This is a genomic window from Streptomyces javensis, from assembly GCF_039525925.1.
GTDB lineage: Bacteria > Actinomycetota > Actinomycetes > Streptomycetales > Streptomycetaceae > Streptomyces > Streptomyces asiaticus.
In genome coordinates this window covers 31,117-53,189 of the sequence record NZ_BAAAIF010000026.1, presented here as the reverse complement: position 1 = coordinate 53,189, position 22,073 = coordinate 31,117, and the positions used below count along the sequence as shown (strand labels likewise).

Sequence of the window (22,073 nt, the reverse complement as noted above, 5' to 3'; positions counted from 1 at the left end):
GACATCTGGTGGGAACGCAAGCGGAGGGCAGCGCCGTGACAGCACGTGGCCGTGGCACGGAACAGGACGCGGTGGTGCTGATCGCCGGACGGAGCTGGGACGGACTCTCGGACCGGCCCTCCGGGCACACCGAGGTGGTGGTACGCAACGGTCGGATCACCCAGGTCGGGCCGGCTGTCGACCGCGCCGGCGCCGAGGTGGTCGAACTCGGCGATCGCATGCTGCTGCCGGGACTGATCGACTGCCACATCCACACCACCGTCGATCCCGGCCGACTCCTGCGGGCCTTCGTGTCCGACGGATCGGCGGCGATCGCGCTGCGCGCCCTGCCCGTATTGGGTGACCTGCTCCACCGTGGCTTCACCACGATCCGCGACCTGGCCACCTTCGCCGCCGAGCCGGTCACGCTGTACCTGCGCGACGCCATCGCCCGTGGTCACATCGTGGGGCCACGGATGATCGTCGCGCCGTATCTCATCTCCGCGCGGGGCGCGCACGGCGACGCCTCGACGTTGCTCGCGTCCCACTTCAACCGTGAGATCGGCGCGCTGGCAGACGGCGCGGACGAGATCACGCGCAGAGTGCGCGAGAACATCCGTGCCGGCTCCGACTGGATCAAGTTCGGCGCCACCGGCGGCTTCGCCACTCCCGCCGACGATCCCACACAGACCACCTACACGCAGGAGGAGATGAACGCGCTGGTCGCCACAGCCCACGACCTGGGCATCCCCTGCACGCCGCATGCCTACGGCGACGAAGGCGTCTCACGTGCCGTCACCGCCGGTGTTCGCTCGATCGAGCACGGCAACCTCGCTTCGGCATCCACACTGGCCCGAATGGCGGAACGGGGCGTGTTCCTCGTGCCGACGCAGTTCATGGTCCTCGACGCGCTCGACCACCTCGACGACGACAGCTACTGGGAGGGTAAGGATCCAGCGGAACGGGTGAAGTTCACCCGCCACGCCGACCCGCTCCGTCGGTCGGCGGACAACGTGGCCGCGAGCGACGTGCGCATCGCGTTCGGCACCGACGCCGGCATGTTTCCGCACGCCGACAACTGGCGCGAGTTTCCGGCGCTGGTCAAGACCGGTATCTCCACCGTGCGGGCCCTGCGCGCTGCCACCAGCGTCGCCGCCGACCTGCTCGACCGGCCCGACCTCGGACGCCTCCGGCCCGGCGCGACCGCCGACCTGATCGCACTGCCTGCCGACCCCTTTGACGACATCACGGCCGTTGCGGGCATCGACTTCGTCATGCAGAACGGCGCTGTGCACCGCACTCCCCCACCTGATGTCACCGGGTAGGCCCCCAGGCGGAGAAGGCGTTCACGCCGGAACTCAGCGATAGACCGGTGCCGGGGCAGGGGCAGTGGGTGCCGGTGCGGGCGTGGGAGGCCAGAAGGGATCGTGCACGGGGTCATGGGGGGCGGTCGGACTTGCTGCGCCCGGGGCGGGGAAATCGATCTTTCCCGCAGCCCAGATGGCACCCAGCGCGATCACTGCTGCCATCGCGATGGCCGCTAAGTGGCAAAAAACTCTCTTCAGCACTTCGTCCCCCTCCTCAGCTTCATCAGGCCGCGCTCGACGTTATCCAGGCCACCGCCGGCGGAGACGAGGCGGTTCGAAGGACAGGACGACCGGGGTCCGCTCCGGCTCGGCAAGCCGGAGCAGGCCGTAGCCGATCCCGGCAACGCCGGTCATCAGGCCGGGCGTGCTGAGCCCTTCCGGCACGCCGCAGATCGGACCGTGTTCGTCGAGCGTGACGCATATGGCATGGATGAGCCGCTCGGCGAGGGCCCGTCCGCGCCCGTTGTCCAGGGAGCGCGACGCGGTGAGAAGGAACTCGAGGTTGCCGAGCTCCCCGTGGCACAGGGAGAGATTGCGCACGGTGATGGCGCTACGGTCCGCGTAGTGTGCCGCGGTGGCGTCCAGCGCGATACCCAGGTCGGCGAGCGCGGCCGCGGCAGTGGGGTGCTCACCGCCTGCCGCCGGCACCGAACGAGCGATTCCGATACCAGGCGCTCCGTGGCACCACGCCGTCATGGTCGTGCCCTCGGCGGCGCCCGGCCGCAGGTCGGGCCAGCCGGGGACGCCGGGGGCGAGAAGGCTGCCCTCGTACCGGAAGGCGTCCTGGACGGTTTCGTCGTAACGCGAGGTGCCCATGACGGCGGACCACCGGCTGAGCGCCAGGGCGACTCCCGATGCCCCGTGTGCCATACCGCACAGCGGACGGTCCCCGGCGACCTGCGAGTTCCACCCCACGCCCGCGTCCTGGGGGCGCCCGGCCCGCACGAGGGCGTCGGCGCAGCGGGTCGCCAGGTCGGCGACGGAGTCGCTGGGCAGGACCGCTTGCGCGGCGCTGAGACCCAGCAGAACACCGGCGAGGCCGTCCACGAGATCAGGCTCCGCCGCGTCGACGACGGCTCGGTCCAGCCTCGGTACGACGTCGGCGGTCAGCTCGGCCAGGAGGTCGAAGTCGCCCGTGGCGGCGGCCCAGTGGGCGGCGAAGTACATCCCACAGTCGACCTCTCCCGTCAGTCCGAGCGCGGGAACACCGGCCGGTGGGGCGGGCAGGTGCCTCAGGCGGCGGGCCCTGCGGGCGAGCGAGCGCGCCACGTCGGCGGCCGTCTCCGTGTAGGAAGCGGCGCCGGTGACCAACCCGAGGTGGAGCAGGAAGAACGCGATCCCGGCCGCTCCCGAGTACATACCGGAGGAGGTGGGCGCCAGCCGCCAGGCCAAGGGCCCGGACGGCGAAATCCCCAGCCAGCCGATGTCGTCGGCGGTACGGACCGCCGTGGTCACGAGCGTGTCGCCGATCCTCCGCGCCCGGGCGACCAGGGATTCCCGGCTCACCGCGTGCGCGGCACCGGTCACGGTGTGGACGGGCCACGACGCGTCCAGGCTCTCGACCGCGGTGCAGGCGAACGCCGACCTGATCACCCACTGCTGGTGCCGCATGTCAGTCGGCGAGAATCCAAGAACGCGTTCGCGGACGGCTCGGAGTCCCGTTGTCTCCAACGCGTCGTCGATCACCGTCCCGTCGCCGCCGAGCAGTCCGCGTCCGTCGACGCTGCTGGTGAACAGGGGAACGTCACCGTCGGCCAGCTGCCGCCGTTCGCTGGCCGCCACCGCGGCACCGGCGTGGTGGCTGCCAAAGCGGGCGAAGGTCCGATCGAGGTACTGATCCCGGTCGACGGCGTTGCGCAGCAGGTTGGGGTGGTAGCTGTCCCACAGGAACGAGCTGTAGGTCTCGGTCGCCTCCAATACACGCCGGACGGAGTCGTCCCGGAACCGTTCCAGCAGGCCGCCGGGTCCGGCGAGTGCGGACTTCCGCCCTTCCACAATGCGGTACATCGACGTGAAACCGGCGACGATGTCCTCAACGTGGTCAGCCGGGCGTACAGTTTCCCCCGCCAGGTTCGGGGCGTTGCGGGACTCGCCGGTCCGCATCCGCCGGTGGACGATGCGCATGGTGTCCGTGGCGGGATCTGCCCAGGTCGGCACCTGCCCGGGCGTCAGCTGGCCGGGCCGGTAGCTGATGCCGGACAGGTCCGTTGGTACCTGGTCGGCATCGCCGAGGCGCACCACGGGGTTCGGCAGCAGACCGGTGGCCAGCACGGTCGACATCACCAGCCTGCTGGTGACCTCGTCCGCGGCACCCTCGGAGCGGCGCAGCTCGGCGCCGAACAACGCTTCGAGATCGACCAGGTAGGGGTACTCGCCGGCGGCGATCACGTTCTCGAAGTGCAGGTCGGTCGCCCGTAGGGCGTGTGCCAGTGCGAGATAGCCGCCGTGGCGGCGGTAGAAGCGCTCGACCTGGCCGGTGTCGGAGCACGCGGACGGCGTCACGAACTCGGACCAGCCGTGATCGTCCCGGCATACTAGCTCCAGGGTGGGAAAGCCCGGCTCGAACCCCTCGTCGTTGGCCCACGCCAGCAAGGTCTGGAAGTGCTCGTCCACACGGAGGGAGCGCGGCTTGTAGACGATCTTTTCTCCGCCTTGGAACGTGACGATGCCGACCGAGCGGCCTCCGCGGTGACTGTCCCCGACGTCGAAGGAGATGTCGGCCAGGTCGCCCCGGCCGATCGCGTCCCAGTCGGCGCACAGATGCTCGCAGAATTCCAGTCGTGCAGTGACCCAGGCGTCAACCAGCGCGCCACACTCCCTCAGCAGTGTGGGGTATGTCCGCCATATGGTGAGCGCACGACCGGGGTCGGAGAGCCAGGAGGCGAACGCGGCGAAGCGCTCCGCGCCGTCGGCACCGGGCAGTCTCCCCCGCAGCCGCGCGATGTTGAGCTCCAGGATCAGAACGCGCAGCACCAGGCGTGTCATGGCCCGGCGTGGCCATGTGCGGGCCAGCAGCGCACACAGCCGATCGGCGTCCACCGGGGCGCCGAAGGCTCGTACGACCGCCCGGACACCCGTCGCCATAGTCTCGACCCCGCGGTCGACGAGGGGGCGGACGAAGCCGAGCAACTGGCTGATGCGCTGCCGCTCGGGGTCGGCCTCTGGGCTCCAGACCCCGAGGGTCCGCGACGCGGCCGACGCACCTGGATCGCTCCCCCACGGAAAGCCGTCCAGCCGCGAGAGCCACATCGGGGGCCGCATGAAACGGCCGCAGACCTCATCGGCCGTCTCCCGGAAAAGTCGCGCGAATCCTTCCGGGGTCAGCCCGTGCCCCCGCAGAACAGCGGCGAACGTCTCGTCCTCCGAGTACGGGAAGGTGCCGCGGAGAGCGACCAGCTCGTCGGAGACGCCGTCGTCGCCGGGCTCCGTGGGCGGCTCGCCATGAGCGGTGAGCCGCTCCCCCAGGCGGGTCGCCAAGTACCACTCACTGGTACGTGTGTCGAGATGGTCACCGGTGACGTCCAGGTCTGACGGCATGGAAAATTCCAGGAGGGGTTCGGAGAACGGCGGCAGATGACGGTCCGGGGCGCGCCGCTCTGCGGCGTGCCCCGGACCCGAAGACGGGCGGTACGCGTCCCAGGAGCCGCGGTACCGCGCTCTTCAGTGAGTGACGGGACGACCCTCAGCCTGCGCAACAGTTATCGGAACTGTCACCAAAGGTCATGACACACGACGTAATACAGACGACGGAAACGGTGCTGGCCTCCACAGCCTGTTTCCCATTGAAGGACACGATGTCCTGGAACTCCCCCGCGGGATTGGCGGGAATGGCACGGAGTTTCTCCTCGGACAGCGAGTCACGGAAACGCTGATCGGTCCAGGCGCGCACGACAGTATCGACAGACATAGCTGCATCCCTTCCTCTCGGTGCTGCTGATCAGGCTCTCGGAGAGAAGAACGCGGTGTCATTGACCCTGAACGCAGGACTGTTGACATTGCGCGCACGCCGGTACCGAATCTCGCCTTTTCGCCGGCCACGGTGGCGACAGAGGAAGCGGTCACCATCTGGCGCGGCCCGACCGGCCCCGGGCAGGCATCCGAACAGCACCTCGCCACAGCGCTCCGGCAAAAGGGGCGTTGTACAGGCCAGTACCTCGCGAGCAGGGCCCCGGACACCCCGTCCGAGGCGACCCGGCGCGGCTGTCAGGAGGCGGCCGGCTCATGCCCGGGCAGAGCCTGTTCCGACGGCGTTCACCCCAACCAGGCGGGTCACGAAAAGATGGCCCGCGTATGGCACGGCACTCTCCGTTCCGTACCCGCCGCGCTCACGCCCACGGTGTCGAGCCTGGCCACCCCGCATGCGTGACACACCTTCGCTGTCGGGTCTGAGTGGTCAGTCTCCCTGGGACCCAGCGGCACTCGGCAGTGAAGATAGACGCCGAAGTCGGCGAGCCCGGTTGCGGCACGGATACTCGCGTAGAGCGCGTCCTCAGCCACGCCGTCAAGGTGCAGGACATCGTCAACATCGTGTGCAGCCCCGTGATGTCCGCCTTCGATGCCGAGAGCAGGGACAGGTCTCCATTCCCGACGTGCCCCCAGGGCCGCTCCCCGGCATCGAGCCCGACGCCCTCCACACCTCGATGGAGATACCGCTGCCGCCCGGCAGTGCCCTGCTTCTCTCCACCGACGGGCTGGTCGAGACCCCGGGATCGACATCGACGTCTCACTCGCGGAGCCGGCCGACCACCCGCGACGGACAGCGGCGTCACCACCGAACGTCATAGCCGACACGCTGCTCCACCAGGCACCGGCCTCCGCCGGCACCGACAACGTGGCGCTGCTGCTCATCCGCCGCCAGGACTGCCGCGCATAGCTCGACAGGTGCGGCTTCGGACAACGTGATGACACAGAAGTGCCGATGGGACGAGGTGACGTTCGCCGCTGACCGGGTCGCGAATTCCCCACTCCCTCGCCGGCGCCGCCGCCCGGTGTGCGCGACACGCTCGCCGCCGGGCATACGCCCGTGCTGCTCGGTGGCGCGACAGCCTGCTCTACCGACGGCTCGCGGCCTCGCTGAGTCGACCGCGGGGCAGGTCCTCGATCGCCGCCGCGATGGCGCCCTCGTCGGTGTTGTCGGCGCCCCCGCGCGGCAGGCAGCACCCTCGACGACTGACTGGGGGCGCCGCCCGGCTGGGGCAGCGTCGCTTCGGGGCCGGGCCCGGTTACGGGCCCGGCCCCTCGCTGCGGTTGCCCCGCGGGTCTGTGCCCGTCAGCGCGCCTTGTACGCGGCGGTGACCTCGACCTCCACCATCCAGCCCTTGACGGCCAGCGACGCGACCTCCATCGTGGCACGCGCGGGCCGGGCCTTGTTGGCGACCAGCGGTGCCTTGGGGGCGGAGGTGCCCATCGGGACCGGGACGACCTCCTTCGAGGTGAGGTCGATGTTGGCGAAGTACTGGCGGTACGCGCGGTTCCATCCCGCGTAGTCGGCGGTCTCGACGCCGGGCGGTTTCATCAGGTAGCACTTCATGGTGATGACGTCGGCCAGGGTCAGGCCCGCCGCTTCGAGGTTGGTCTTGATGTTGCGCAGGACGACCAGTGCCTGGGCCTCGGTGACCGTGACTCCCATAGCGCCCTGAGTGAGGGCCGGATCGGTGTAGAGCTCGGGAGAGCCGGCCGGAGCGGACGGGTTGAGCGCGGTCGGGCCGAGGCCGCTGCTCTGGTAGAGCGCCACCCCACCGCCAGTCGCCACTCCGGTGGCGATGGCCGGGTTGGACTGGCCCTCGGGCAGCATGACACGGACCTCTTTGGGGCCGGGCCACCAGTCTCTGCCCTCGGCGAGCGCGGTGCCACCGGTGAGGAGCGAGGCAGTCAGGGCCGTACCGATCGCAACCTTCGTGCGTCGCTTCATGTGGCCATCACCCTTTCGTGGATGTCGGTCACGACCTTGCGGGCCGAGGAGAACGCGCCGTGCTGCCAGGCAATGACATGGCTGAGCCAGTCGCCGGCGAAGTAGACGTGCCCAGCGGGCCGGTTGAGCAGCTTGTACTCGGGACCGGTCTGCGAGGGCCAGTCCACCCAGCCGGCCTCGATATGAGGCGTGCGGTGCCAGGCCACGCTGAAGGAGTGATCGAGTTCGGTGCGGTACTTGTCGCCGTGGATCTTCACGCCCCGGCTCACCGCCCGCGCGAGGCGCTGGGCGTGCGGCAGATCGCTGTACGCGACGGCGTCGGCACCGAAGTTGTAGTAGCCGATGAGTGTGCCGCGGCGGCCCTGGTGGCCGTAGGAGGGGTACCAGATCGTGGCCAGGTCGGTGTCGGTCGGCGTGATGCCACCGTAGATGTGCTCGTCCGTCTCCCACCATCGGCTGCGGTACTCGAGCCCGATCTTGCCGACGGGGGTCGGGACGGCGTACTTCAGCGCCGCGGTGATGTCGGTCCCCAGGTTGTGCTTGAGGCGGGCCATGACCATCGGCGGCATGGCCGCGACAACGAAGTCGGCGCGCTGGGTGCGGGTACGGCCGCCGGCGTCCTTGTACGTGACCTCGGCACCCTCCGGCAGGTCCTTGACCTCCAGCGCCTTGGCGCCATAGGTGATGCGGTTCTGGCCGATCGCCTTGGCCAGGGCGTACGGAATCGCGTCCATGCCGCCCACCGGCTGGAACATCAGCATGGCCTGGTCGTAGCCGAATTCGAAGGCGAAGCGCTGCCCCACGCCGCTGGCGAGGACGTCCGACAGCGTCGGCACCGGGCCAAGGACCGTGCCGTCGTCGAAGGCCGCGCCCGGCTCGGCGGAGTAGCCTCGCCGGTCGGTGCCGGTGTAGGCGTAGCCGTCGGCTTTGCCCTTGATGGCGCCGAAGCTCTGTAGGAACGCGATCAGTCGTTCCTTGTCCTGCGCGGTGAGCTGTGCGTCCAGGGCACCCTGGTCGGTGGCCTTGGCGAGCAACTCGGAGAGGTAGCCGTAGACGTCGGCCTTCGCCGTGCGCCAGCGCATGGGCTTGCCCGCGAGGGCGGCGCTGCTCTCGTGGTAGATGTACGCGTTGGCGTTCTGGTTGGTGAACACTTGCAGTTCGACGCCGAGCTCCCGGCAGTACTCGAGAGTGACGTGGGACTGCGGCAGCCGGGCCGGGCCCGCGTTCATGTACTGACCCTTGGTGAACGCCGCCGTCTGCGTACGCCCGTCGAGGTCGGTCAGCATCGTGCCGCCGCGGACCGTCCAGTTGCGGCCCCCGGGGCGGTCCTTCGCCTCCAGTATCCGGCAGTCGTAACCGGCTTTGCCCAGCTCGTACGCCGTCGCCAGGCCGGCTATGCCGCCGCCGAGCACGAGCACCTTCTTGCCACCGCGCCCGGTGAGCGCGAAGTCGCTTCGCTGGGGCGCCCGGTACCCCTCCGCCCGCACGTCTGGCACCGGGGCAAGCCCGAGTGCGCCCATCGCCGAGTACAGCACTCCGGCGCCCCCCGCGACGCCGACGGATCTCAGGAAGGCACGGCGGGATCCTGGGGACTGCTCTGCAGCCATCAATTCCTCCTCATCCGCACCCCGGGGCGCGCGCCGGCCGGGGAGCGGTCGTTCGATCAACCCGGTCACGTGGGGGGTGTGAGTTACTGAGGAGACCGGAGGTGCGCCATGAGCCTCCGCCGAGACTGTTACAACGCCATACCGCTGACGTAACCGGTGTCGAGCCGTGCGCCGCGAAGGAGGAAGGAGCGGGCGCGATCCCGTCTTGAGTCGGGGGCCAGGGTCTTTGCGTGTAGTTGATTCGGCCGGTTGGTCAGGTGATCCCGAGGGCTGTCAGGGGCCTGGCCGCTGGATGGGACGCCGACGTTGTTGACCGCCAGGTCCAGCCGTCCGAACGCCGTCACGGTCCTGCGGATCGCCGAGCGGACGGAGTCCTCTTCGGCGATGTCGACCGGGACGGCGATCGCGCGGCCGCCTGCCGGTGATCGCCTCGGCGGTCTCGTGCGCTGCGGCCTCGTCCAGGTCGAGGACCGCCACCGCCGCGCCACGGCGGGCGAGACCGGACGCGATGGCGCGTCCGATCCCGCTGCCGGCCCCGGTGACCAGGCCGGCCCTGCCGGTGAAGTCGCTCACGCCAGCGTCTCGTGGTTCGCCCACGCCGCCTTGAACGGGTAGCGGGTACGCCACGTGTCGAACACCGCTTCGATCGGTCGCCTTTTCGACATCGGCCAGGTACTGGTCCAGGTCGGCGTCGGGAATCGGTTCGGCCAACTGAACGAACATTGTGTGGTTGATCATTCCCCCCACCGACCACTCGACCGGCGGTCACGTCCAAGACCCATCTCGCCTTGAGGGAGCTGCGGTACTTCGTCGCCGTCGCCGAGGAACTGCACTTCGGCCGCGCTGCCGCCAGGCTCTCCATCGCGCAGCCCGCGCTGTCCAAGACCATCCAGCGCATCGAGTCACGGCTCCGGGTGCAGTTGTTCGACCGCACGAGCCGCAGCGTCGCACTGACACCCGCCTGCGCCGCTCTGCTCGAACACGGCCGGCATGCGCTGAACGCGATGACGATCGCCATCCAGAACACACAGCGCGCCGCCAGCGACGAACCACTCAGGTTCGTCATCAAACCCGGCGGGGACGCGAACCTGCTCTCCGGAATCCTCGCCGCCTACGCCCAACACCCCCGTGCCCGGCAGGTCGACATCCTCTTCAGCGGCGCCACCGACCGGACCGACCAACTCCACGACGGACGCGCCGACGCGGCCCTGCTTTACGCCCCCTTCGACGACCTCACCGGACTCACCGCCCAGACCCTCCACGTCGAGGACCGCGTGGCCGTCCTCCCGGAAGGACACCGGCTCGCCGCCCGCGACAGCATCATCCTGGACGATCTCGACGACGAGGTCTTCCCTCGGTGGCCAGGTGTTCCGACGACGGGAACGGCCCCGAGATCGCCGATGCCGCCGCGCTCATCGCGCTGGTCAGGATCGGCCGCGTCATCGCCGTCGTCCCCCGCTCGCTCATCACACCCGCACCCCCGGGCATCGTGTGCGTTCCCGTTACCGACGCAGGCCCGAGCCAGATCGTCATCGCCCGCCGGGAACATGACCATCGCGACCACGTCACCGCGCTCATCACCGCCGCCGCATCACTGCGACAGAAATGACCAGCTCCAGCACCCGTCTTGGGCAAGCCTCTCGTGAGCCTGGCGAGAGGGTGGGGCCCGGACTTTGTCCGGTTCGCGGTTGGGCTGGGGGCAGTCAAGCTGCGTAGCCTGACTCCCTTGCCCCGGGCACGCCCCCCACGTACCAGCTAGTGGCTTGGCTCGGATTGTCGACCGCGTATTTGGTTCGCCGTCCGGTGCCCGTCATTCTGCCTCCAGGTGCGATCTCGACGGTGGCCGTCAGGGCGTCCTGGAGTGTTCGCACGCCTGCGAGCATGGGCGAGGGCGCCTCCCACCCCGCGTGTCTCCCCGCTCTACCCGCCGTGGCCCGTCGCCTTGCCCGCCACGGCGGCGGCCGCGCGGACGAAGGCGGCCAGGGCTGGGGAGGTGGCGTGCTCGGGCCAGGCGAGGACGAGCGTGGTGGGCTCGGCATCATCGACTGGGACAGCGACCAGGTCGTCGCGGAGCTGGTCGCGGATGGAGGAGGGGAGGACGGCGACCATGCGGCGCAAGGCGATGAGGTGGAGAAGCTGCCCAAGGTCGTGGATCTCGGGTTTGTGTGAGCCCCCCTCAGTTGCGCCCGGCCAGCGCGGCAGGGGCTCCCCGGCGAGGTCGTTCAGGCAGACCCGGGTACGGCCCGCGAGGCGATGCGAACTCGGCATCACGAGAAGTTGAGTCTCGGTCAGGAGGTCCTGGGTGTCCAGGCCGGTGAGGTCGGGGTGGGGGCGGTGAAGCAGGGCGGCGTCGGCACGACCCTCCCGCAGGAGGATCTCACGCTCGCCGAAGCTGCACACCAGCTCGACCGGCAGCGCACCCGGCTCAGCCTGATAGGCGTCGAGGATCGCGGGCAGCAGGCCACCGTCGCCGCCCGGCTTGATGACCAGGACCAGACGCGGGTCGGCGCGGCCGGCCCGCCGGGTGCGGCGCGCCGCGGCCGACGCGGCGTCGAGCACCGTACGGCTCTCGCGGAGCAGGACGGCCCCCGCCTCGGTCCGGCGACCCGGCGGCTGCCACGTTCCAACAGGGCCACGCCCAGCCGTCGTTCGAGCTGCTGAATGGCGCGGGAGAGCGGCGGTTGGGTCATCCCTAGCCGGGCGGCCGCCCGACCGAAGTGCAGTTCTTCGGCGACAGCGGTGAAGTAGACGAGCTCGCGGACCTCCAGTCTTTCCATACCCGTACGGTATCGCTGCGTACCTGATCGGTGTTGGAACTCCCGGCCGCCCCCGTGGTGGGCTGAACGCATGACAGAAACCACGACTGCCCTGGTCACCGGTGCCAACAAGGGCATCGGGCGCGAGGTAGCAGCCCGGCTCGCCTCGCTCGGCACGAACGTCCTGCTGGCCTCGCGCGACCCGGACCGGGGTGCGGCAGCCGCAGCCGACCTGGGCCCGCGGGTGTACCCGGTCACCCTGGACGTCACCGACCGCGCCAGCGTCCTGGCCGCCGCCCGCTGGATCGAGGAGCGCTTTGGCCGGCTGGACATCCTGGTCAACAACGCCGGCATCTCTGGCGACCTCGCCGCCCAGAGCCCTGGCAGTGTCGAACTACGGGCTGTACGCGAGGTGTTCGAGACCAACGTGTTCGGCGTGATCAGCGTGACCACCACGATGCTGCCGCTGCTCGCCCGCTCCCCCGCCGCCCGGATCGTCAATGTCAGCAGTGGACTGGGCTCCATCGCCCGGATGACCGATCCCGAGGACTACTTCACAACCCGGCCCCCGTTGGCCGCGTACGTCCCGTCCAAGACCGCACTCAACTCGCTGACCGTGCAGTACGCCAAGGAACTGCGCAGCCGCAACATCCTGGTCAACGCCGCCGATCCGGGGCCGTGTGCGACCGACTTCACCACCGCGTTCCCCGGCCTCACCCGCACCGCGGCCGACGGCGCTGCCGTGGTCGTCCGGCTCGCCACGCTGCCCGATGACGGGCCGACCGGCGGCTTCTTCGACGAGCACGGCCCGGTTCCCTGGTGAGCTGCCTGTCAGGGAACCGAGGGACGGGGTGGTGGGGGTCAGCCCGGACGGGATGGGCGAGCCGGAGACCGCGCCGGCGCCCGACGGGCCGCAGCGCCCGGGTTACCCGCCGCACCGCCCCGGCAACAGCCGACGGAAGGGTAGCGGACCGTCAGGCAGCCTTGGCCGGGTACTCGGTCCAGGTGCGGGATGGGTGAGTCGGGGGCAAAGCTAGGGCGAAGTAGCGCAGGGCGGCGAACTCGGACTCGATCCAGTTCAGCCACGATCCGTAGGTCGGCGGGAAGACCAGCTCGATGTCGTTCGCCGCGGCCCACGCGCGGACGTTCGGGTGCTTGTGAGGGGAGAAGTTGTCCAGGACGACGTAGAGCTTCTCGCCGGGCCAGCGGATGCGCAGGGACTTGAGTAGGGACAGGAACTCGCACCACCGTTTGCGGGACCGGATGCGGTAGTACATCTTGCCGGTGGCCAGGTCGAGGACGGCAAGCATGTGCATCACGCCGTCGTAGCGGTTGTAGGTGGCCCGCAGACGACGTGGTGAGCGGTGCGGGCGCCATGCCTTGCCTTTGCGGGGCATAAGGTTGAGCGGCCCGAACTCGTCCACACAAACCACCCGGCCGTCGGTCGGCGGGGAGTCGTAGAGCGCCAGGATCCGGTGCATCTTGGCGATGAAGTCTGGGTCGTTCGAGGACTTCCAGGTCGTGCTGGTCTGCCAGGAGACCCTGCCCTCGCGCAGTATCCGTCGCAGTGTCCCGCGGCTGACGGCGGGGACCACGTTCTGCTTGACCAGGTGTTCGGCGAGCCTGGTCAGGCTCCAGGTGGAGAACGCGGAGATCTTCCAGTCGGCGGGGGACGTCCGGGCGATCAGGCAGATGTGCTCACGCACCTGGCTGCTGATCATCCTGGGGCGACCCCCGCTCCATTTTGGGTCCAGCGCCTCGAACCCCTGCTCGTTGAAGGCGTGGATGACGTCTCGCACATAGTCGGCGCTGACCTGCATCAACGAGGTGGTGTCCGGAACCGACTGCCCCTGCGCGGACATCATCACCACCATCGCCCGCCGCAGCCGCACCGCATCCTTCGCGGTCCGGCTGATCCGCTGCAGCCGACGCCCTTCCTCCATGCTTACCGGCCGGACGAACACCCCCGGACGACGTTCGGCACCATCTTCTCCTTCACCGGATGCGAAGACATCTTCGACACCCCTTCAGCACCGAACACGCCTGAACCAGTGGACGGCGCCTAACCGCAGTACGACGCACAGCCCCAGGACGGGCAGCAACAGCTCGGTCACCAGGGGGCTACCGAGGGCTCTTCACGGGCGTCGCTGGACGCGGTCTTCGAGGGCCACTCGAGGCACTTCTTGCCGGGGAAGACCGGGCCCCGCGTACCGCTGCGGCAATTCGTCGTGCTTGCGCCGGCCGCGTCCCTGCCCATCCCAGTCTTGAGCGAGACTCTGGACATCAGCATCACCGCAGCATTCCAATGGACCCGCCGGCTGCTCGCAGCTGGAACACCCACCTATGGCGAGAGCTGCGGCTGATGCGGGCCTGTCCAGTGAACGGCGTTTCCGGAGATGCCCGGGTTCAAGCGGTGAAAACGGAGGAACCATGGCCGAGATTCCGGGGCGCTCAGTAACGAGCAAGGTCGTCGCGCTTTTCGACGCCTTCGGCCCTGACTCCCCTGAGCTCACCCTCAACGAGCTCAGCGCCCGCACCGGGCTGCCCTTGTCGACGGCGCACCGGCTGGCCACCGAGCTCGTCGCGTGGGGCGGACTGGAGCGCTGTGACGGTGCCGGCTACCGGGTCGGGCTACGCATGTGGGAGCTCGGATCGCTCGCCCCTCGCGGCGAGTCGCTGCGCGACGTCGCCCTCTCGGTCATGCAGGACCTGTTCGAGGGGACCAAGGAGAACGTTCACCTCGCCGTCTGTCAGGACGGTCAGGCGCTTTACATAGAGAAGATCTCCGGGGCCGGTGCGCTGCTGGTGAAGTCGCGCCGCGGCGGGCGCCTGCCGCTGCACGCCACCGGGGTCGGCAAGGTGCTGCTGGCTCATGCGCCCAAGGAGGTGCAGGCCAAGGTTCTGGCGGCGCCACTGGCCCGCTTCACCCGACACACCATCGTCGAACCCGGCCGGCTCGTCCGGGTCCTGGACGACGTACGCGGCACGGGCGTCGCCTTCGCCTACGAGGAGCTCACACTGGGGTCACTGTCGGTCGCCGCGCCCATTCAAGACGCCTCGGGAGCGGTTGTCGCGGCACTGGATGTCGTCCTGCACACCACTGGTGGACGCCCGGAACGGCTGGCGCCCGCCGTACGCACCGCCGCCATCTCCATTTCCCGCGCGCTACGTGACCAGCAGATTCGCTCCCATCCCTGACTTTTCCGCTCTGCACTCCCGTTCAATGGGAACGCAGGCTTTCGCCACACCTGCCGCAGCCACGACCGTGACCTTTGCCACCGAAACGGGAAGGTCACCCATGACTGGCAGTACACGGGACGCCGAGGGCGCGGCCCCCACCACGGAGCAGCAGCGCGAGATCGACCATTACCTGCGGACGTACCGCGAGATGGCGGGCTTCGTGCCACCGCGTATCCAGGCCCGTTTCGACAGCCTGGCCCGGACGAACCCAGAGCTGCTGCTCGCGCAGGAGAAGGTCCGCAACCTCGTCACCTACACCGATGTGCTGGATCAGAAGACCGTCCAGCTGATCCTGTTCGCAGTGCTGGCGGTGCAGCTGCGGGACGCGGCGAAGATCCACGGACATGCGGCCCGGCGGGCCGGGGCGAGCTGGGAAGAGCTTCAGGCTGCGATCAACCTCGCCTACCTCTTCGGCGGGGTCTCGATCGCCAATCACGCGCCGTCCATCCTGGAGGGCGTCGCCGAGTTGGAAGCCAAGGCCATCGCCGAGGAAGGCACGGTGCGATGAGCAGCCGCCCGGAGCCGGTCTACGACATCGCCCAGCTCGGCCACGCCGAGCTGCTCACGCCCCGGCTCGAGGAGTCCGTCGCGTTCTTCACCGAGGTCTACGGGCTGACCCTCGTCGGCGAGGACCCCGGGCGGGCGCACCTGCGTGCCTGGAACGACGACGTCCTGACCTCACTCACTCTGACGGGCGCCCCCGAGGCCGGGCTGGGCCACGTGGCGTGGCGGGCGACCAGCCCGCAGGCCCTGGAGCGACGGGTCGCGGCGCTGGAGAAGCACGGCGTCGAGGGCGCCTGGCATGATGGCGACTTCGGCCACGGCAAGGCCTACCGCTACACCGGCGTCGGCGGGCACATCCAGGAGGTGTACTTCGACACCGAGAAGTACGTGCCGCCGCCCGGCGAGGCGCCGGCCCTTCCGAACCAGCCGCAGCGCTTCGCCCCCAAGGGCGCCGCTGCCGCGCGCATCGACCACATCAACCTGCTGGTGCCGGACGTCGCCGAGGCGAGCCGCTTCCAGCAGGAGGTCCTCGGGTTCAAGCTGCGTGAGCGGCTCGTCCCCGCCGGGGGCGACGAGGTCGGCGCTTGGCTGTCGGTGATGACGAAGGCCCACGACCTCGCGCTCACGAAGGAGCCCGCCCCCACCACCGGACGGCTGCACCACCTGGCCTACGCCGTGCCCGAGACCTCGGATGTGATCCGCGCCGCCGACGTCTTCCTCGAGAACGACGTGTTCATCGAGTTCGGTCCCGCCAAGCACTCGCGCACTCAAGGTTTCTTCCTCTACGTCTACGAGCCCGGCGGCAACCGCGTCGAGGTGTTCACCGGCGGGATCCACATCTTCGCGCCGGACTTCGAGACCGTCACGTGGGACACCGAGTCGAAAGGCCGCGGCACCGCGTGGGGCCTGGGCGTGCCGGAGTCGTTCCACACCCACGCGACCCCGCCGTTCGGAGGGGCGTCCGCGTGACCGGGCTGACCGCGAGCTACGTGACGCTGCACGGGGCCGGGTTCACCGATCCCGCGCGCACTCCTTTCGCCGCGCGGGCCGCCGCTGCCGCGAGGGCGGGATTCACCGGGATCGGTGTGCAGTTCGCCGACCTCGCGGCGCACGGTGGCGTCGGTGCCGTGCGCACCGTGGCCGCCGATGCCGGGCTCGCCGTCACCGAGGCCGAGTTCCTTGGTGGGTGGGCGCTCGCCGAGTCGGTTGCGGCGCCGTCGGATGCCGAGATCACGCTCGCTGAGGCTGCGCGCGCCTGGGGGCCGCTCCGGGTCACCTCCGGCGAGTTCGCCGCCGGACCGGCCGATCCCGGACGCGCGGCCGACCGCCTCGCCGAGCTGGCTGCCCGGTTGGCCCCGCTGGGCGTCACCCTGGCGGTGGAGGCATTCGCCTGGGGCGCCCTGTGCGACTATCCCGCGGCACTCGACGTGGTCCGGCGCAGCGGGGCGCCGAACGCGGGCGTGATGATCGACATCTGGCACTGGTTCGCCACCGGTGCCGACGCCGCCGTGCTCCACGACATCGACGCCCGGGAAGTCGCCGGTGTCCAGCTCAACGACGGTCCCCGGGTCCGCCCGGACGACCCGGACATGCTGTACAAGGCCCGTTCGACCCGGTTACTGCCGGGCAGGGGTGAGCTCCCCGTCCGCGCGCTGGTCGCGGAGCTCCGCAACCTCGGCTACACCGGTCCCTGGTCGGTCGAGGTCAACGATCCGTGGTTCCGCGCCCTGCCGGTCGACCAGGCCGCCCGGCATGCCTTCGCTTCGGCCACCGCCGTTCTCAACGGCTGATCCGCGGACCTCCGCCTCGCCCCGGCGTGAATCCGTCACAAAATCCAGCTCGAACCTGACACAAGGAAGTGTCTCGTGTCCCATACGAAGACAACGGGCCAAACGCCCCGGAAGGCCGCGCTCGCGTCCTTCCTGGGCAGCATGGTCGAGTATTACGACTTCTTCATTTACGGATCGGCGTCGGCGCTGGTCTTCAGCCATGTGTTCTTCCCCAACGCCGGCGCGGCCACCGGCACGCTGGCCGCGCTGGCGACCTTCGCGGTCGCCTACATCGCCCGGCCGATCGGCTCGTTCTTCCTCGGCCACTTCGGCGACCGGATCGGCCGCAAGCGCGTCCTGATCTTCACGCTGGCCACCATGGGCGGTTCGACCTTCCTGATCGGCTGCCTTCCCAGCTACTCCGTCATCGGCGTCTGGGCACCGATCCTGCTGGTGCTGTGCCGCGTGGCGCAGGGGTTCTCCGCCGCGGGCGAGCAGAGCGGCGCGAGCTCGATGACCCTCGAGCATTCTCCCGAGGGCAGGCGCGGCTACTTCACCAGCTTCACTCTCTCCGGAACCCAGGCCGGGCTGGTCGTGGCGACACTGGCTTTCATCCCGGTCGCAGGCCTGCCGACCGAGGCCCTCTACTCCTGGGGCTGGCGGGTGCCGTTCTGGGCCAGCGCGCTGGTGGTGATCGTCGCGATGATCGTGCGTCGCACGCTGGAGGAGCCGCCCGCCTTCGAGGAGATGAAGGAGAGCCAGGAGGTCGTCAAGTTCCCGCTGATGGTCTTCATCCGCCACTACTGGGGCTCGTTCCTTCGGATCGTCGTCTGCCACCTCTACGCCACGATCTCCACGACCGTGACGGTGTTCGGCCTGGGGTACGCGGTGGAGCAGTGGAACATCTCGCGCTCCTCGATGCTGTGGACGATCGTCATCTCCAACATCGGCCAAGTCGTCACGATCCCGTTGTGGGCCAAGCTGTCGGACAAGGTCGGCCGCCGCCCGGTGTTCGCCGTGGGCGCCCTGGGCTGCGCCGCGTCGGTGTTCGTCTACTTCTGGGCCATCACGACCTCGAACTGGTCACTCGTCGTGCTCGCCTCGGTCCTGCTGGGCTCGGTGTGCTACGCGGCGCCGAACGGCGTCTGGCCGTCGCTGTACGCGGAGATGTTCGATGCCCGGGTCCGCTACACCGGTTTGGCGGTCTCGACCCAGTTCGCGAACGTGCCGCAGGGCTTCCTGCCCACCATCGCCGCGCTCATGATCGGCACAGGGGCGTTCGGCTGGGTTCCGCTCGCGATCCTGCTCGCCGTGCTCTGCGTGCTTGCCGCGGCGGCGGCCTTCGCGGGCCGCGAGACCGCCCACGTGCCGTTGAAACAGCTGGGACGCACCCCGCGGACGACCGCAGCGGCCCCCGCAGCCCGCGTGACCACCACCTTGTGAGGAGCCTCCATGCGGCACGGCCGCCTGCTGATCCTGAACGGCCCGAACCTGAACATGCTCGGGACCCGTGAGCCCGCCCTCTACGGTGCCGACACCCTCGCCGACGTCGAACGGATCACCTCGCAACGCGCGGAGGCGCTCGGATACAAAGCCGACTTCCTGCAAAGCAATTGGGAGGGCGCGCTCGTCGACCGGCTCCACGAGGCGCGCGGGAGCGCGGACGGCGTCGTGATCAACCCGGGTGCGTTCACCCACACGTCCGTGGCGTTGCGTGACGCGCTGCTCGCCTCCGAACTGCTCATCGCCGAGGTGCACATCACCAATGTGCACAAGCGCGAGGAGTTCCGGCACCACTCCTACGTCTCCGACATCGCCGAGGCGGTCTTCGTCGGAGCCGGGATCCAGGGCTACGTCTACGGGGTCGAGGCGCTGGACCGTGCCCTCGTACGGAGGGACGCCCCATGAACGCGCCGCGGACCGGCATCACCGGAACCCCGGCCGACCCCGAGGGGGAATCGTGACGACTCTGCTGACGGGCCTGATCGGAAGCGGGATCGGGTTCTCGCTGTCCCCCGCGATGCACGAGCGGGAGGCTACAGTGCTCGGCCTTGAGCTGCGCTACGACCTGTGGGACCTCCACGCCCTGGGGGCCTCTCCGGGCGATGTCGGCGACCTGCTGCGGCGAGCCAGGGATGCCGGCTACCGGGGCGTCAACATCACCCATCCCTGCAAACAGCTGGTCCTCGCGCACCTGGACACCCTGTCCCCTGATGCGGCGGCGATCGGCGCGGTGAACACCGTGGTCATCGGTGAGGACGGCTTCGCGGGCCACAACACCGACTGGACCGGCTTCCGGCGCGGCCTCGTCGACGGGCTCGCGGGCGCCCCGCTGGACCGGGTCGTCCTCGTCGGCGCGGGCGGGGCGGGCGCCGCGGCAGCCTACGCGCTGCTCGACCTGGGTACTGAGCGACTCGACGTCGTCGACGCCGACCCGGACCGGGCGGCTCGCCTCGCCGCCGACCGCGACCCGCACCGGGTCCGCGGTGGCAGACTCACCGAGCTCCCGACGCTGCTCGGACACGCGCACGGGGTCGTGCACGCAACCCCGGTCGGGATGGCTGATCACCCCGGCCAGGCAGTGCCCGGCAGCTGCCTGCGGCCCGACCTCTGGGTCGCCGAGATCGTGTTCCGGCCGCTCCACACCGCTCTGCTCGCGGCCGCCGCCGAGGCGGGCGCGGTCTTCCTCGACGGCGGCCGGATGAACGCCCACCAGGCCGCCGATGCCTTCCGGCTGTTCACCGGCCTGGAGCCGGATCCCTCGCGGATGTACGGCCACCTGCGCGAACTCGTCGCCCCTGAGGTTTCCCGCGCTCCGCTGAGCGGGGCGCTCTCTCCCCACCCGATCGAGAGGAGGTGACGGTCCCGCCATGGGGCAGCAGAAGATCCCGGCGGCCATAGTCGGCCCCGGGAACACAGGCACCGAGCCCTTCACCGAAACCCAAGTCCGCGACACGGTCCGCGCGCCGGACGCCGCCGGGATGGAGGCCACCCACCGCACCGAGGCCGACGTCTCCCCGCAGCATTTCGCCGTGCCCCGGGAGCTGGGCACGGAGACTGCCGGGTTCCTGGTGACGGCTCACATGACCGACCGGGAGAACCTGGCGAAGCAGGCCCGGATCATGATCGACGCCGGCCGCCAGGCGCGGTACGTCACCGACTCCGCCGGCGCTCTGCTCATGGACGACGCGCGCGCTCGCTTCGAGGCCCTGGTCGCCGAGGTCGGTGACGAGGCCTGGGTCGGTTACCACGGTCACCAGAACGCCGAGCGGTACAAGGTCCCCGCGCACGCCATCTTGCGCCGCTGCGGCGAGCGCGGCTACGTCGGCGGCCAGGAGGACATGATCATCGACATCGCCATCGCGCCGGCCGAGGAGCAGACCACATGACCGATACGACGGCCAAGGCCCACGCTCTCTACGAGGCCCGGCGCACCCGTACCGCGATCCCGCCGTTCACCGACGCCGAACCCGGTCTCGGCATGGACGACGGCTACGCCATCCAGCAGGAGCTCGTGCGACTCCTGCTCGCCGACGGCGATCGGGTCGTGGGGCACAAAGTCGGGCTCACCGCTGCCCCGATGCAGAAGGCGCTCGGCATCGACACTCCCGATTACGGACCGGTTCTGGCCTCCACCCTCTACCGCGACGGGGACGCGGTCCCGCTCGACGCGTTCGTGGCACCCAAGGTCGAGGCCGAGATCGTCTTCATTCTGGGCGACCGGCTCGAGGGCCCGGGTGTCACCGTCACCCAGGCCCGGGCCGCCATCGCGGGTGCCGTGGCCGGGATGGAGATCATCGACTCCAGGATCGCGGACTGGCGGATCAAACTCGCCGACACCGTCGCCGACCTGGCGTCGAACGGCGCCATGGCCACCTCGAGCCGCATCGTGCCTCTCGGCGACGGTCCGAACAGCTGGGATCCCCGGCTGGCCGGGATGGTTCTGACCCGCAACGGCGAATTGGTCGACACGGGCGCGGGCGCCGCCGCGCTGGGAGACCCGGTCGCCGTCGTCGCGTGGCTGGCGAACACCCTGGGCGAGCACGGGGCTGCTCTGGAGCCTGGGCACCTGATTCTGACGGGCGCGCTGCACGCGGCCCTTCCCATGAACCCGGGCGATGTGTTCCGGGCCGAGTTCGACCGGCTGGGCCCGGTGACGGTGAGGGTCGCATGAGCGTGAACGTGAGCGAGTTGGCCGCCCGGCTGAGCAAGGCCGTCGCGGATCGTACCGCCATCACCAAGCTGACCGACGAGTTCCCCGAACTCGACATCCCCACCGGCTATCGGGTGCAGCGCGAGCTGCGCTCCGCCGCCGGTGAGATCGCCGGCTGGAAGCTCGGCGTCACCTCACGTGCCAAGCAGGCCCAGGTCGGGGTGGACAGCCCGATCTACGGCTTCCTGCCGGCCGCGGGGGCGGTGGACCTCGGCGAGCCACTGGACACCTCGGCGCTCATCCAGCCGCGCTGCGAGCCGGAGATCGTGTTCACTCTGGGGCGGAACCTCGAAGGCCCGCACATCACCGCGGCCGATGTCGTCGCCGCGTCGTCGGGGGTCGCCGTCGGTATCGAGGTCCTCGACTCCCGATTCGTGGACTACGGCTTCACCATGGCTGACGTTGTCGCGGACAACACCTCGGCGAGCCGGTTCGTCGTCGGGGTGCCGGTACCGCCGTCCGGGATCGACCTGCGCCTGGTGGGCGTCCTCCTGGAGAAGAACGGTGAGGTGGTCGCGACCGCCTCCGGAGCGGCGTCGCTGGGCCACCCGGCAGCCGCGGTCGCCTGGCTCGTCCGGCAGCTCGCCGCCGAGGACGAAGGCCTGGCCGCCGGGCAGATCGTGCTCTCCGGCGGACTCACCGCCGCCGTCCCGGTCAGGCCCGGGGATGTCGTCACCGCGACCATTGATCGCCTCGGCTCAGTAGAGCTGGGCTGCCGGTGACCCAA

At 69.8% G+C, this 22,073-nt stretch carries 18 protein-coding genes and 3 pseudogenes; 14 read left to right on the top strand and 7 right to left on the bottom strand.

The features are described 5' to 3' along the window. Positions 1–71: 71 nt before the first annotated feature. Positions 72–1,304: a metal-dependent hydrolase family protein gene (locus ABD329_RS23245; protein ID WP_309142585.1), complete on the top strand. Its 1,233-nt coding sequence runs from the start codon at positions 72–74 to the stop codon at positions 1,302–1,304. A 282-nt stretch (positions 1,305–1,586) separates the two neighbouring features. Here the strand turns inward: ABD329_RS23245 and ABD329_RS23240 are convergent, their stop codons facing one another. Then, the gene (locus ABD329_RS23240) at positions 1,587–4,883 is read right to left on the bottom strand and encodes a type 2 lanthipeptide synthetase LanM family protein (protein ID WP_198274751.1); all 3,297 of its coding nucleotides are present in this window, start codon (positions 4,881–4,883) and stop codon (positions 1,587–1,589) included. Positions 4,884–5,028: 145 nt separating this feature from the next. After that, positions 5,029–5,253: a mersacidin/lichenicidin family type 2 lantibiotic gene (locus ABD329_RS23235; RefSeq protein ID WP_164433615.1), complete on the bottom strand. Its 225-nt coding sequence runs from the start codon at positions 5,251–5,253 to the stop codon at positions 5,029–5,031. A gap of 451 nt (positions 5,254–5,704) precedes the next feature. On the opposite strand from ABD329_RS23235, the gene ABD329_RS23230 reads away from it, so the two are divergent. Beyond that, positions 5,705–6,130 (top strand): SpoIIE family protein phosphatase, encoded by a 426-nt coding sequence (locus tag ABD329_RS23230; protein ID WP_246618065.1) that lies wholly within the window; start codon positions 5,705–5,707, stop codon positions 6,128–6,130. A 485-nt stretch (positions 6,131–6,615) separates the two neighbouring features. On the opposite strand, the gene ABD329_RS23225 is transcribed toward ABD329_RS23230, so the two are convergent. From ABD329_RS23225 to ABD329_RS23215, 3 genes and pseudogenes are all read right to left on the bottom strand, one after another. Then, positions 6,616–7,257: a Rid family hydrolase gene (locus ABD329_RS23225; protein ID WP_198274752.1), complete on the bottom strand. Its 642-nt coding sequence runs from the start codon at positions 7,255–7,257 to the stop codon at positions 6,616–6,618. After that, positions 7,254–8,864 carry a flavin monoamine oxidase family protein gene (locus tag ABD329_RS23220; protein WP_198274753.1) on the bottom strand — a complete coding sequence of 537 codons (1,611 nt, stop codon included), beginning with the start codon at positions 8,862–8,864 and terminating at the stop codon, positions 7,254–7,256. The genes ABD329_RS23225 and ABD329_RS23220 overlap by 4 nt, the downstream gene beginning before the upstream one ends. A gap of 281 nt (positions 8,865–9,145) precedes the next feature. Next, positions 9,146–9,437, bottom strand: a pseudogene (locus tag ABD329_RS23215) (SDR family NAD(P)-dependent oxidoreductase); the annotation flags it as partial. A 224-nt stretch (positions 9,438–9,661) separates the two neighbouring features. On the opposite strand from ABD329_RS23215, the pseudogene ABD329_RS23210 reads away from it, so the two are divergent. Then, a pseudogene (locus tag ABD329_RS23210) lies at positions 9,662–10,473 on the top strand (LysR family transcriptional regulator). 311 nt (positions 10,474–10,784) lie between these two features. Here ABD329_RS23210 and ABD329_RS23205 read toward each other — a convergent pair. Next, positions 10,785–11,641 (bottom strand): annotated as a pseudogene (locus ABD329_RS23205) (LysR family transcriptional regulator). A gap of 70 nt (positions 11,642–11,711) precedes the next feature. Between ABD329_RS23205 and ABD329_RS23200 the strand changes: the two are divergent. Next, complete coding sequence (locus ABD329_RS23200; protein WP_198274754.1) at positions 11,712–12,443, top strand: SDR family oxidoreductase; 732 nt, start codon at positions 11,712–11,714, stop codon at positions 12,441–12,443. A 151-nt stretch (positions 12,444–12,594) separates the two neighbouring features. Here ABD329_RS23200 and ABD329_RS23195 read toward each other — a convergent pair whose 3' ends face one another. Further along, positions 12,595–13,563 carry an IS630 family transposase gene (locus ABD329_RS23195; RefSeq protein ID WP_198274755.1) on the bottom strand — a complete coding sequence of 323 codons (969 nt, stop codon included), beginning with the start codon at positions 13,561–13,563 and terminating at the stop codon, positions 12,595–12,597. Positions 13,564–14,050: 487 nt separating this feature from the next. Between ABD329_RS23195 and ABD329_RS23190 the strand changes: the two genes are divergently transcribed. The 10 genes from ABD329_RS23190 (at position 14,051) to ABD329_RS23145 (ending at position 22,068) form a co-directional block, all read left to right on the top strand. After that, complete coding sequence (locus ABD329_RS23190) at positions 14,051–14,818, top strand: IclR family transcriptional regulator (protein WP_138910100.1); 768 nt, start codon at positions 14,051–14,053, stop codon at positions 14,816–14,818. Positions 14,819–14,918: 100 nt separating this feature from the next. Then, complete coding sequence (locus ABD329_RS23185) at positions 14,919–15,368, top strand: carboxymuconolactone decarboxylase family protein (RefSeq protein WP_198274756.1); 450 nt, start codon at positions 14,919–14,921, stop codon at positions 15,366–15,368. After that, positions 15,365–16,333 carry a VOC family protein gene (locus ABD329_RS23180; RefSeq protein WP_198274757.1) on the top strand — a complete coding sequence of 323 codons (969 nt, stop codon included), beginning with the start codon at positions 15,365–15,367 and terminating at the stop codon, positions 16,331–16,333. The genes ABD329_RS23185 and ABD329_RS23180 overlap by 4 nt, the downstream gene beginning before the upstream one ends. Further along, positions 16,330–17,154, top strand: a complete 825-nt coding sequence (locus ABD329_RS23175; RefSeq protein ID WP_198274758.1) for a sugar phosphate isomerase/epimerase family protein — start codon at positions 16,330–16,332, stop codon at positions 17,152–17,154. Before ABD329_RS23180 ends, ABD329_RS23175 begins: the two co-directional genes overlap by 4 nt. Positions 17,155–17,229: 75 nt before the next feature. Continuing rightward, positions 17,230–18,576 carry an MFS transporter gene (locus tag ABD329_RS23170; protein WP_198274759.1) on the top strand — a complete coding sequence of 449 codons (1,347 nt, stop codon included), beginning with the start codon at positions 17,230–17,232 and terminating at the stop codon, positions 18,574–18,576. Positions 18,577–18,585: 9 nt separating this feature from the next. Next, entirely contained in the window at positions 18,586–19,041 is a 456-nt protein-coding gene (gene aroQ / locus ABD329_RS23165) for a type II 3-dehydroquinate dehydratase (RefSeq protein ID WP_198274760.1), read from the top strand. 52 nt (positions 19,042–19,093) lie between these two features. Next, positions 19,094–19,993: a shikimate dehydrogenase gene (locus ABD329_RS23160; protein ID WP_198274761.1), complete on the top strand. Its 900-nt coding sequence runs from the start codon at positions 19,094–19,096 to the stop codon at positions 19,991–19,993. 10 nt (positions 19,994–20,003) lie between these two features. Continuing rightward, on the top strand, positions 20,004–20,522 hold the full coding sequence (locus ABD329_RS23155; protein WP_246618066.1) for a hypothetical protein: 519 nt from the start codon (positions 20,004–20,006) through the stop codon (positions 20,520–20,522). Further along, entirely contained in the window at positions 20,519–21,307 is a 789-nt protein-coding gene (locus ABD329_RS23150) for a 2-keto-4-pentenoate hydratase (protein WP_214664452.1), read from the top strand. Before ABD329_RS23155 ends, ABD329_RS23150 begins: the two co-directional genes overlap by 4 nt. Next, positions 21,304–22,068, top strand: coding sequence for a 2-keto-4-pentenoate hydratase (locus ABD329_RS23145; protein WP_214664453.1), 765 nt, complete (start codon positions 21,304–21,306; stop codon positions 22,066–22,068). The genes ABD329_RS23150 and ABD329_RS23145 overlap by 4 nt, the downstream gene beginning before the upstream one ends. The last annotated feature ends 5 nt before the right edge of the window (positions 22,069–22,073 follow it).